Below are 11420 nucleotides of genomic sequence, written 5' to 3' on the forward strand. Positions count from 1 at the left end.
GGACCGAGCGATCTGAGGGACTGCGCGTTCTGAGGGACTGCGCGTCCTGACGGGCTGACGGGCCTCCCCCGCACGGGTCCCTCCGGTCGCGCCCGCGCCGGAGGGCCCGCAGGGTTCCTGTGTGAGCTCGTCCAGTGCCCTCATCCCCGCCCCCGCGACCGAACGCGGCGACGGGGACCGCGCCCACCCGTCCCGTTCCGCGGTGCGCCTGCCCGCCGCACTCACCGCCCTCGGGCTCTTCGCCGCCGCCCGGATCTCCGGCCTGGTGTGCGTCGCCCTCGTCTCGCACGTCACCCACCAGGACACCTTCCGGCTGCTCGGCCGGTCCTGGGACTCGCGGTGGTACACGGGGATCGCCGCCGGCGGATACGGGCGCACCCTCTACTTCGAGCCCGGCGTGGTCCAGAGCGACCTCGCGTTCTTCCCGCTCTACCCGGGGCTCGTGCGCGCCGTCGCCACCGTCCTGCCCGTCGGGTACGGCGCGGCCGCGCTGCTCCTGTCCTGGCTCGCGGCGGGGGCCGCGGCATGGGGCGTGTACGCGATCGGGGAGCGGCTGCACGGGCGGCGCACCGGCACGCTCCTCGTACTGCTCTGGGCCCTCCTGCCGCACTCGGTGGTGCTGTCCCTCGCCTACACCGAGCCGGTGCTCACGGCGCTCGCCGCCTGGTCGCTGTACGCGGTCCTGAGCGGGCGCTGGCTCTGGGCGGGCGCGCTGGCCGCGCTCGCGGGGCTCGCCAGGCCCAACGGCTTCGCGGTGGCCGCCGCGGTCTGCGTCACGGCGGCGTGCGAGATCGTCGTACGCCTGCGCGGGCGCGGCCGGGAAGTTCCCCACAGCCTGTGGAAAGTCTGCGCGGGCGCGGCGCTCGCCCCGCTCGGCTGGGCGGCATATGTCCTCTATGTGGGCATCCGCAAGGGCGATCCGCTGCACGGATACTTCGCGGTCCAGCGCGGCTGGGGCTCCACCTTCGACTTCGGCGCGGGCTCACTGGTCTTCGTCAAGCACCTGCTGCGCGACGGCGACAAGCTCGTCTTCCCGATGACCCTCGTCATCGTCGCGGTGGCGCTGCTGCTCTTCGCGCTGCTCGTCGCGGGGCGCGCGCCGCTGCCGCTGGTCGTCTACACCGGCGTGCTCGTCCTCATCACCGTCGGCGGCTCCGGCTTCTTCGAGTCCAAGCCGCGCTTCCTGCTCCCCGCGTTCCCGCTCCTGATCCCACTGGCCCTTGCCATGACGAGAGCCCGGCCCAGGAGCGCCCACCTGGTGGTGTGCGCCCTGGCCGGGCTCTCGCTCGCCTATGGGACGTATCTGGTGACGACCGCCCACATGCCGCTGTAGGACGAGGGCTCAGGCCTCGTCGTCGCCGGGCTTGTCCTCGCCCTCGGCCGAGTCGACGTCGGCCTCCAGGCCGAGCTGCTCGACGAGCCACTTGTCGAACTCGATCGCGGCGCGCACCCAGCTGACGGTCGACGAGACGAAGTGCTCCAGGGAGACTCCGGTGCCGATCAGCATCTGGGCCTCGCCGATGAGGCGGACCGTGCCGTCGTCGTGCGTGTGGCTGTAGACCTTCGGCCACAGGGTGCGGCGGTTCCAGTCGTCGATCGACTCCAGGAGCTGCTGCTTGGTCTCGATCGCGTGGGGGCGGTCGTAGAACGTCCGGACCGAGAAGACCTGCTGGTCGTCCTCGCCGCGGAACATGAAGTACGTACGGAACTCCTCCCACGGCGCCGCGAGGTCACCCTCGTCGTCGACGACGTGCTTGAGCTCCATCTGGTCCAGAAGCTGCTTGACCAGGTCCTGGTCGGGGACGACGGGGCCCGCCGGTCCTGCGCCCTGCTGCGGTTCGGGCTGGCCCCCGAAATTCGGAATGGAGGACGGGTCGATGCTCACGTACTTTGTCCCTTCGTATGGATGGGCCCATCCTCTCTCAGGGTGGGGCCCCGGAGGCAACCCCGGCTTCTCGCCTGCCGGGTTTCCGCCGTTCGCCCACTGCGGACAGGCCGTGGCCGGGCGCGCGGCCGCAGACGGCGTACGAGCAGGCCGTGGCAGACGGGATGCCGTTTACAGCGACTTGCCCGCAGGGGAACCCGTGGCGGGGCCCACGATCAGTCCCTCCGCGAAACGGTCGACGCGGACCGTGTCGCCGTCCTTGATCTCCCCGGCGAGGATCTCCTTGGCGAGGCGGTCGCCGATGGAGGTCTGGATGAGGCGGCGCAGCGGGCGCGCCCCGTACGCGGGATCGTTGCCCTCGTCGGCCAGCCAGGCCAGTGCCTCGGGCGTGACGTCGAGGGTGAGGCGCCGGTCGGCCAGGCGCTTGGCGAGGCGGGCGATCTGGAGCTCGGCGATGTGCGCGAGCTCGTCCTTGGTCAGGGCGGAGAAGACCACGATGTCGTCGAGCCGGTTGAGGAACTCCGGCTTGAAGGAGGCCCGCACCACCTCAAGAACCTGCTGCTTCTTCTCCTCCTCACTCGTGAGCGGCTCCACCAAGAACTGGCTGCCGAGGTTGGAGGTGAGGATCAGGATGGTGTTGCGGAAGTCGACCGTGCGTCCCTGCCCGTCGGTCAGGCGCCCGTCGTCCAGTACCTGGAGCAGGATGTCGAAGACCTCGGGGTGCGCCTTCTCGACCTCGTCCAGCAGGACCACGGAGTACGGACGCCGCCGTACCGCCTCGGTCAGCTGGCCGCCCTCCTCGTAGCCGACGTAGCCGGGCGGGGCACCCACCAGCCGCGCCACGCTGTGCTTCTCGCCGTACTCGCTCATGTCGATGCGGACCATGGCCCGCTCGTCGTCGAAGAGGAAGTCCGCGAGCGCCTTGGCCAGCTCCGTCTTGCCCACACCGGTCGGGCCCAGGAAGAGGAAGGACCCGGTGGGACGGTCGGGATCGGCGATGCCCGCACGGGTGCGCCGCACCGCGTCGGAGACCGCGCGGACCGCCTCACCCTGCCCGATCAGCCGCCTGCCCAGCTCGTCCTCCATGCGCAGCAGCTTCTGCGTCTCGCCCTCCAGCAGCCGCCCCGCCGGGATACCGGTCCAGGACCCCACCACATCGGCGATGTCGTCCGGGCCGACCTCCTCCTTGACCATCGTGTCCTTGGCCGCCTCCTGCTGCGCCTCGGCCTCGCTGGCCTCCTCCAACTCCCGCTCAAGCCCCGGGATCTCCCCGTATAGCAGCTTGGATGCGGTGTCGAAGTCACCGTCACGCTGCGCGCGTTCGGCCTGCCCGCGCAGCTCGTCCAGCTTCTCCTTGAGCGCACCGACCCGGTTGAGGGACTGCTTCTCCTTCTCCCAACGGGCGGTCAGACCGCGCAGCTCCTCCTCCTTGTCGGCCAGATCGCGCCGCAGCTTCTCCAGCCGCTGCTTGCTCGCCGGATCGGTCTCCTTGCTGAGCGCCAGCTCCTCCATCTTCAACCGGTCCACCGCACGCTGGAGTTCATCGATCTCCACCGGCGAGGAATCGATCTCCATCCGCAGCCGGGACGCGGCCTCGTCCACCAGGTCGATGGCCTTGTCCGGCAGGAACCGCGAAGTGATGTAACGGTCGGAGAGCGTCGCGGCCGCCACCAGCGCACTGTCCGCGATCTGCACCTTGTGATGCGCCTCGTAACGCCCCTTGAGCCCGCGCAGGATCGCGATGGAATCCTCCACCGACGGCTCGGCCACCAGCACCTGCTGGAAACGCCGCTCCAGAGCCGGATCCTTCTCGATCCGCTCGCGGTACTCGTCCAGCGTCGTGGCACCCACCATGCGCAGCTCACCACGGGCCAGCATCGGCTTGAGCATGTTGCCCGCGTCCATCGCCGAGTCACCGCCGGCCCCCGCGCCCACCACGGTGTGCAGCTCGTCGATGAACGTGATGACCTGCCCGTCACTCTCCTTGATCTCGGACAGGACCGTCTTGAGCCGCTCCTCGAACTCACCGCGGTACTTCGCCCCCGCGACCATCGCACCCAGGTCGAGCGAGACCAGCCGCTTGTTCTTCAGCGACTCGGGCACGTCCCCCTTGACGATGCGCTGCGCGAGACCCTCCACCACGGCGGTCTTGCCCACCCCGGGCTCACCGATGAGCACCGGATTGTTCTTCGTACGCCGCGACAGGACCTGCACCACGCGCCGGATCTCCTGATCGCGCCCGATGACCGGGTCGAGCTTGCCCTCACGCGCGGCAGCGGTGAAATCGGTACCGAACTTCTCCAGCGCCTTGTACTGACCCTCCGGGTCGGGTGTGGTCACCCGGCGCCCTCCCCTTGCCTTCTCGAATGCGTCAAGCAGCTTCTTGGCCGTCGCCCCGTGCCGCCCGAGCGCCTGGCCCGCGGCGCCGCCCTCCGCGGCGACGCCGATGAGCAGGTGCTCGGTGGAAAGGTAGTCGTCGCCGAGCTCCTTGGCGCGCCGGGCGGCGTCGGAGATCACGGCGAGCAGTTCGCGGTTGGGCTGCGGCGGCGCGACGGTCGACCCGGTCACGCTCGGCAGCGCGGCGAGGGCACGCTCGGTGTCCGCGCGCACGGCCGCCTGGTCGGCGTCGACCGCGACGAGCAGGTCGGTGATGTTCTCGTTGTCCTCGCCCTCGAGCAGCGCGAGCAGCAGATGCGCGGGGGTCAGATCCGGGTGCCCGTCCTGCACGGCCCGGTTGGTGGCCGCGGTGATCGCGTCCCGGCTCCTGTTGGTCAGCTCGGCGTCCACGTGCGTCTTCCTCCTCCTTGCGGGCCGGGTCCGGCCTGGTCGACCACAAATACTGACTCAGTCAACGTACACAAAGTTGAGTCTATTCCACTCAACAAGAGGGCGGAAGGCCGGGCACCCCCTGCCGTGGCCCATGTTCTGCCGTGGCTTATGTTCCGATGCATGACGAGCAGCACGAGTTCCCGCAAGGAGCGCATAGACCCGCGCGATCCGCCGGAGCCCTACCTCAGCTTCTGGCGGGAGCGGCACCTGTGCACCCTGACGACCCTGCGCCCCGACGGCACGCCGCACGTCGTCCCCGTCGGCGTCACCTACGACCCGGAGGCGGGCGTCGCCCGTGTCCTGGCCCGCAAGACGAGCAGGAAGGTCGTGCACATCCTGGCGGCCGCCGGGGTCGAAGGCCCGGGGGCGCGGGTGGCGGTCTGCCAGTTCGCGGGCCGGCGCTGGGCCACCCTGGAGGGCCGCGCGGAGATCAGGACGGACCCCGCGGAGATCGACGCGGCGGAGCGCCGCTACGAGGAGCGCTACGAACGCCGTCCCTCGCCCAACCCGGACCGGGTCCTGATCGAGATCACGGTGACGCGGGCGCTGGGCAAGCCGCGCTAGGGCCTTTCGTTTGGAGCAGGCCGTCCCCGCCCCGTGCACGCCACAGCGGCGCCACCGTGTTCAGGTCCACGGTGACGCCGCTGCTGGGGGAAGCACCTGCGCGATTTACAACGACGGGGGAATCGCGTCAGGCGCTGCGGGGGGTGGCTGTAATGGTTCCTGCGCCCGGGGCGTTCGCAGCGCCCCGGCCCTGGTCCTGCTGGTCACCGTCGCCGACCAGCTGGTGGTCGCGCCGGTCGAGGTTCACGAAGACCATCCCGTACCGAATGGCACACCGCACGGGCTGCGGCGCACCCCTCGGCCTGCGGAGGCACCGGTAGGCCCGGATCTCCTCCTCGTCGTCACGCGTGACGACGATCGGCTCACCGAGGAGGGTCACCATCAACGAGTCACCGCGGTGGGGGATCGCGGTCACCAGATCGATGAAGTGCCATCCGGAGCGGTAGGCGGTGGCCATTTCGCGGCGGAAGGTGCGGTCGTCGGGGGGTGTGCTCATGACGCCGCACCCTTCGGCAGCGAGCTCCAGGAGAGGTCCGGCGGCGGAGCGGCGACAGAGCTGGTGGCTGCCGACTCCTGCTGGACGCTCCAGGAGAGATCGAGAGCGCTGACCGCTCCCATGACCAGCCCTGCGGAGAAGGTGGTGACAAGCACCGAGCGAAGCATGCGCTTAAACATGGTCGGCTTCGTCCTCACTTGATAGGTTCCTCTCCCCCGGCACAACAAGACGATGTCTCAATCGAGCACGTCAAAGCCACAGGGTGGATGCATCATGTTCCTGCACGTTCAGGACCCTGGGGGGTGGAGATTTGATTACAACTGGTGCGAAACCGACACATCCTCACCCCGCAATCCCCCTATGCCCTGACGGTTCGGTTCTTTACGCCACCGCGCTGGGCAACGGCCGCCTGGCGCGCACCGAGGCCGAGAACGTGCCCTGCCTCATGGACACCGCCCTTCTGCACCCGGATCCGGACGATGCGGACTGGCTGATCCCGGTCCTCCCGTCCGCCGCGCTCACTCAGCGGCTTCAGCCCATCGAGCGCGAGATCAGGGAGCAAAGGCGGCTCGCCATCGAGCTGGCAGACGTGTTTGAGCCATTCATGGCGATCACCGCCCATGCGGAACCCACGACGCAAGGGCTCACGGTCCTCGAAGGGGGCGACCGCATCGGCGCGGTCATCGAACGGGCCACCGCGGAGTGCCGCTCCGAGATACTCACCGTCCAGCCGGGCGGCGGCCGCAGCGAGGACTCCCTCACGGAGGCCATGAAGCGCGGACAGACGGTCCTCGACCGCGGCATCATGATGCGCACCCTCTACCAACACACCGTCAGACATAGCCAGGGAACCCTCGCGTACGCGGCCCGTATGGCCCAAGGGAACGTACAGATACGCACCCTGGAAGAGCTGGTCGACCGGCTGATGATCTTCGATCGTACGGTCGCACTCATACCGGCACGCGCCGACCGCCAAGCCGCTCTGGAGCTCCGCCACCCGGGCCTGGTCGAGTATCTCGCCAAGGTCTTCGAACAACAGTGGAACAGAGCGACTCCGCTCGTCGAGGAAGTGCCCTACCCGCCCTCGACCGACGGCATCACCGGCGTACAGCGCACGATCGCCAGGCTCCTCGTCGAAGGCCACGTCGACGAGGCCATCGCCCGCCGCCTCGGCATGAACGTCCGCACCTGCCGCGCCCACATCGCCAAGATCGCCGCCGCCCTGGGCAGCGGCAGCCGCGCGCAGCTCGGCTATCTCATCGCGCAGTCGGGGATCCTCGACAAGGACCCGACGGGATGACCTCCCACCCGCACGGACCGGACGAGTTGTGCGCGGCGGGATCGGATCTGTACGCCCGCGCGCTGCGCGAGGGGCACGTCCCGTCCGAGGACGCGGCGCGCGCCCCGTGCCTCCTGGACCTCGGCCTGCTGCACGCAGAGGCGGACGGCGCGCGCCTGCTCCGGCCCATCGCCGTCGCCGTCGCCGTCACCCGGCTGCGTGCCGCCGTCCACGAACGCATCGCGGAGGAGCGCCGCAGGAGCACCCGGCTCGTCGCCGCCTTCGAACCGCTGATGGCCCTCGCCGACCGGGCGCCGCAGCCCCAGGACTCCGCCGTCATCGTCCCGTTGGCCGGGGTCGCCCGGATCCAGGACGCGGTGAGCCGCGCGCTCGCGGACACCCGCAGGGAGATGCTCTCCATCCAGCCGGGCGGCGTCCGTTCGCCCGCGGCCCTGAGCCAGTCCCTGCCGGACGCCCGTGCCGCCATCGCCCGGGGTGGCCGTATGCGGACCCTCTACCAGCACACATCGCGCCATTCGCTGCCCGTGCTCGCCTACCACGAGCAACTGGAGGGCGACACGGAAGTGCGCACCCTGGACGAGGTGCCCGAACGCCTCTTCGTCTTCGACCGCACCGTCGCCTTCATCCCCGCCAACAGCGACCGCACCACCGCGCTGGAGATCCGCCACCCCGCCCTCGTCGAGTACTTCGCCACCGCCTTCGACCGCCTCTGGCGGCTCGCCGTCCCGATGTACCCGCGCACGACCCGGCTCCCTTCGGAGAACGGCATCACCACCCGGCAGCGCGCCGTGGCCGGTCTGCTCGTCGAGGGGCTCACCGACACCGAGATCGCCGCCCGCCTCGGCATGAACGTGCGCACCGCCCGGCTGCACGTGGCCAAGCTCGGCGCCACCCTCGGCAGCCACAGCCGGGCCCAACTCGGCTTCCTGATCGGCCGTTCAGGAGTGCTCGACCAGCGCGGACCCGAGGACGAGTCCGGAACCACTTGATTCCGACCATCAGAAGTGGACACTTCAATTATGGCCAGTGACCCGGTCCGCATACCCCCTGCATAGACTCTCGGCGCTTCAACCGAGCGGGAGGGAGCTCACATGCCCCGGAAGCACGGGACCCACAGCGCCGAGGAACTGTGCGAGACAGGATCGGCCGTCTACGCACGCGCCCTTGACGCGGGCCGCGTCCGCACCGAAGAGGCCGAAGAGGCGCCCTGCCTGGTCGACTTCGGGCTGCTCCACCCCGACGTGCACGACCTGCGGTGGCTGCGCCCCGTCGCCCCGCGGGCCGCTCTCCCCCGGCTCCTGCGCACCATCGAGGACCGCATCGCGGAGCAGCGCGACCGCGAGGAGAAGCTGACGGCCGCCCTCGAACCGCTCATGGCGCTCGACGCACAGCTCTCCACCGCCCCTGACGGCACGCCCGCGATCACCGTCCTCGACGGCTTCGAGCGCATCAATTCAGCCATTGACCGGGCGATGGGCGAAGCCCGCGAAGAGTTCCTCGCCGTGCAGCCGGGCGGCACCCGGCCGCCCGAGGCTTTGGCCGAAGCGCTCCCCCGCGACCAGGATCTGCTGTCCCGCGGCTGCCGCATGCGCACCCTCTACCAGCACACGACCCGGCACTCCCTGCCCGTGCTCGGCTACTTCGAACAACTCGACGGCGACGCCGAGGCCCGCACCCTCGACGAGGTCACCGACCGGCTCTTCGTCTTCGACAGGACCGTGGCCTTCATCCCCGCCTGCAAGGACCGCAGACTCGCCCTCGAACTGCGCCACCCGGCACTCGTCGAGTACTTCGCCACCACCTTCTGGCGGCTGTGGCGCCTGGCCACGCCGATGTGGCCGCAGGCCGCCCCGCAGCTCTCCGAGAACGGCGTCACCCCGCGCCAGCGCGCCATCGCGGGCCTCCTGGTCGAAGGCCTCACCGACGCCGAGATCGCCACCCGGCTCGGCATGAACGTGCGCACCGCCCGCGTCCACATCGCCAAACTCGCGGCCACCCTCGGCAGCGGCAGCCGCGCCCAGCTCGGCTATCTGATCGGGCAGTCGGGGATCCTGGACACCCCGCGCTGACCCGTCCCCCGGAGCGGGCCCGTCAGACCTCGCCCCACTCCCGCAACAACCCCTCCCGCGCCTCCCGCCGCGGCGACCCGCCCTCATGCGCCCGCCCCCACTCCGACATCGCGGCCAGCGTCGTGTGGAGCGTCGCCGCGCCCTCCGTCATCCGCCCGAGCAGCGCGCGCGAGAGTTCGTACTCGGTCGGGGAGTAGCCCGACACCGCGGCCGTGTAGGCCAGCAGGTCGACCTCTCCGTCGGGGGTCTCCAGGCGTACGGTCATCGTCGGGGCGTCGTCGCCGGCGCCGAGGCCGACCGTCAGGGCCATGTCGACCATGGTGCCGAGGTGGCGCTTGAGGGAGCGTACGGGGACGTTCTCGACGGTGAGTTCGCGGATGTCGTCCCAGAACCAGAACGCGGACTGCTTGTCGCCGAGGGCCATGACGCCCTCCGGCGTCAGCCGCACCCCGGCCGCGAGCCCGGCCGGCTTGGCCCCCACGTACACATCGCCCTCGGCGATCCAGAACAGACCCACCATGGCCATGGTCGGCTCAACTCCCCCGCGTATCGGTCGGACAGCAAGAACGGGGCCGGGAGGTGGTCACCTCCCGGCCCCGCTTCAGACTACGAAACCTACTGCTCGGACGACCGCTTGGGCCGCCACACCACCAGCGCGCTCGCCTGCTGGACGTCCTGGTAGGGCACCAGGTCGCGGCGGTACGAGGCATGCACCGCCGCCTCACGTTGCTGCATCGTGGCGGCGGCTCCCTCCACGGCCGCGGTCAGTTCCGCGACGCGCGACTGAAGCGCGGTGACCTGGTTCTCCAGCTCGATGATGCGCTTGATGCCGGCGAGGTTGATGCCCTCCTCCTGCGACAACTGCTGCACCGTACGGAGCAGTTCGATGTCGCGGGCGGAGTAGCGCCGGCCCCGGCCCGCGGTGCGGTCCGGGGAGACGAGGCCGAGGCGGTCGTACTGACGCAGGGTCTGCGGGTGCAGACCGGAGAGCTGAGCGGCCACCGAGATGACGTACACCGGCGTCTCGTCGGTGAGTTGGTACGCCCTACTGAAACCGGACTGTCGACGACGGCCGTCCATCTCATGCTCCCTTCGCGGCCTTGAACAGTTCTTCCCGCGGATCGTCGCCCGCAGTCGCCTCGCGGTAGGAAACCAGGGCGTCCTTCGCCGCGTCCGACAGCGATGTCGGCACCACGACCTCCACCGTCACGAGAAGGTCCCCGCGGGTGCCGTCCTTGCGGACCGCGCCCTTTCCGCGGGCCCGCATCGTACGGCCGTTGGGCGTGCCCGCGGGCAGCTTCAGCGTGACCGGCGGGCCGCCCAGGGTGGGCACCTTGACCTCGCCGCCCAGCGCGGCCTCGGCGTACGTCACCGGAACCGTCACCGTGAGGTTGTCGCCCTTGCGGCCGAAGACCGGGTGGGACTCCACGTGCACGACGACGTAGAGATCGCCCGCGGGGCCGCCCCGTTCGCCGGGTGCGCCCTTGCCGCGCAGCCGGATCCGCTGGCCGTCGGAGACGCCCGCCGGGATCCGCACCTGCATCGTGCGGGACGACTTGGCGCGGCCCGAGCCGCCGCAGACGTCGCACGGGTCCTGGGCGATGAGCCCGCGGCCCTTGCAGTCCACGCACGGGTCGGTGAGGGAGAACCCTCCGCCGCCGCCCCGCGAGACCTGGCCGGTGCCGACGCACGTCGGGCACACGCGCGGCGTGCCGTTCTTGTCGCCGGTGCCCGAGCACGCCTTGCAGGGCGCCTGGGAGGACATGCGGAGCGGCACCGTCGCGCCGTCCACCGCCTCCGTGAAGTTCAGCGTGACCTCGGACTCGATGTCCTGGCCGCGCCTGGGCTGCGTACGGGTGCCGGCTCCGGCACCTCCGCCGCCGCGGTTGAACAGGCCCCCGAAGACGTCACCGAGACCGCCCCCGAAGCCGCCGGCCGCCGCTCCTCCGCCGCCCTGCGCGTTGCCTCCGAAGAGGTCGCCCAGGTCGAAGTTGAACGAACCGCCGCCGGCTCCGGGACCCTGCCGGAATCCGCCGTTGCCGAAGAGAGCACGCGCTTCGTCGTACTCCTTGCGCTTCTTGGGGTCACCGAGGACGTCGTTCGCCTCGGAGATCTCCTTGAAGCGCTCCTCCGCCTTGGCGTTGCCCTTGTTGGCGTCCGGGTGATTCTCGCGGGCGAGCTTCCGGTACGCCTTCTTGATCTCGGCTTCGGTGGCGTCCTTGGGGACGCCGAGGACCTTGTAGTAGTCCTTCTCGATGAAGTCCTTGGTGCTCATCC

General features: G+C 70.3%; 12 protein-coding genes. 5 read left to right on the top strand and 7 right to left on the bottom strand.

The window, feature by feature from the left end:
• Nucleotides 1–121: 121 nt before the first annotated feature.
• Entirely contained in the window at nucleotides 122–1333 is a 1212-nt protein-coding gene (locus tag ACIO9J_RS26170) for a hypothetical protein (protein WP_402004287.1), read from the top strand.
• Nucleotides 1334–1342: 9 nt separating this feature from the next.
• Here the strand turns inward: ACIO9J_RS26170 and ACIO9J_RS26175 are convergent, their stop codons facing one another.
• Together ACIO9J_RS26175 and clpB are read right to left on the bottom strand one after the other, a co-directional pair.
• Nucleotides 1343–1885 (bottom strand): YbjN domain-containing protein, encoded by a 543-nt coding sequence (locus ACIO9J_RS26175; protein ID WP_402004290.1) that lies wholly within the window; start codon nucleotides 1883–1885, stop codon nucleotides 1343–1345.
• A 171-nt stretch (nucleotides 1886–2056) separates the two neighbouring features.
• Nucleotides 2057–4672 carry an ATP-dependent chaperone ClpB gene (gene clpB, locus ACIO9J_RS26180; RefSeq protein WP_402004292.1) on the bottom strand — a complete coding sequence of 872 codons (2616 nt, stop codon included), beginning with the start codon at nucleotides 4670–4672 and terminating at the stop codon, nucleotides 2057–2059.
• Between the two features lie 162 nt (nucleotides 4673–4834).
• Between clpB and ACIO9J_RS26185 the strand changes: the two genes are divergently transcribed.
• Complete coding sequence (locus ACIO9J_RS26185) at nucleotides 4835–5278, top strand: pyridoxamine 5'-phosphate oxidase family protein (RefSeq protein ID WP_402004295.1); 444 nt, start codon at nucleotides 4835–4837, stop codon at nucleotides 5276–5278.
• Nucleotides 5279–5405: 127 nt separating this feature from the next.
• Here the strand turns inward: ACIO9J_RS26185 and ACIO9J_RS26190 are convergent, their stop codons facing one another.
• The gene (locus ACIO9J_RS26190) at nucleotides 5406–5774 is read right to left on the bottom strand and encodes a hypothetical protein (protein ID WP_402004298.1); all 369 of its coding nucleotides are present in this window, start codon (nucleotides 5772–5774) and stop codon (nucleotides 5406–5408) included.
• On the bottom strand, nucleotides 5771–5941 hold the full coding sequence (locus tag ACIO9J_RS26195) for a hypothetical protein (RefSeq protein WP_402004301.1): 171 nt from the start codon (nucleotides 5939–5941) through the stop codon (nucleotides 5771–5773). Before ACIO9J_RS26195 ends, ACIO9J_RS26190 begins: the two co-directional genes overlap by 4 nt.
• A gap of 278 nt (nucleotides 5942–6219) precedes the next feature.
• Here ACIO9J_RS26195 and ACIO9J_RS26200 point away from each other — a divergent pair, with 278 nt between their 5' ends.
• The 3 genes from ACIO9J_RS26200 (at nucleotide 6220) to ACIO9J_RS26210 (ending at nucleotide 9143) form a co-directional block, all read left to right on the top strand.
• Nucleotides 6220–7074: a helix-turn-helix transcriptional regulator gene (locus ACIO9J_RS26200; protein ID WP_402004304.1), complete on the top strand. Its 855-nt coding sequence runs from the start codon at nucleotides 6220–6222 to the stop codon at nucleotides 7072–7074.
• Complete coding sequence (locus ACIO9J_RS26205; RefSeq protein ID WP_402004307.1) at nucleotides 7071–8063, top strand: LuxR C-terminal-related transcriptional regulator; 993 nt, start codon at nucleotides 7071–7073, stop codon at nucleotides 8061–8063. The genes ACIO9J_RS26200 and ACIO9J_RS26205 overlap by 4 nt, the downstream gene beginning before the upstream one ends.
• Nucleotides 8064–8165: 102 nt before the next feature.
• A complete protein-coding gene (locus ACIO9J_RS26210; RefSeq protein ID WP_402004310.1) occupies nucleotides 8166–9143 on the top strand; it encodes a LuxR C-terminal-related transcriptional regulator in 978 nt (325 codons plus the stop codon).
• A 22-nt stretch (nucleotides 9144–9165) separates the two neighbouring features.
• Here the strand turns inward: ACIO9J_RS26210 and ACIO9J_RS26215 are convergent, their stop codons facing one another.
• The 3 genes from ACIO9J_RS26215 to dnaJ all read right to left on the bottom strand — a co-directional run bounded on the left by ACIO9J_RS26215 (nucleotide 9166) and on the right by dnaJ (nucleotide 11418).
• Nucleotides 9166–9669 (bottom strand): hypothetical protein, encoded by a 504-nt coding sequence (locus tag ACIO9J_RS26215; protein ID WP_402004312.1) that lies wholly within the window; start codon nucleotides 9667–9669, stop codon nucleotides 9166–9168.
• A gap of 89 nt (nucleotides 9670–9758) precedes the next feature.
• Nucleotides 9759–10223, bottom strand: a complete 465-nt coding sequence (locus tag ACIO9J_RS26220; RefSeq protein WP_402004315.1) for a heat shock protein transcriptional repressor HspR — start codon at nucleotides 10221–10223, stop codon at nucleotides 9759–9761.
• Between the two features lies 1 nt (nucleotide 10224).
• On the bottom strand, nucleotides 10225–11418 hold the full coding sequence (gene dnaJ, locus ACIO9J_RS26225; RefSeq protein ID WP_402004318.1) for a molecular chaperone DnaJ: 1194 nt from the start codon (nucleotides 11416–11418) through the stop codon (nucleotides 10225–10227).
• Between the last annotated feature and the right edge of the window lie 2 nt (nucleotides 11419–11420).

The sequence above is a fragment of the Streptomyces sp. NPDC087300 genome, from assembly GCF_044744425.1.
Lineage (GTDB): Bacteria > Actinomycetota > Actinomycetes > Streptomycetales > Streptomycetaceae > Streptomyces.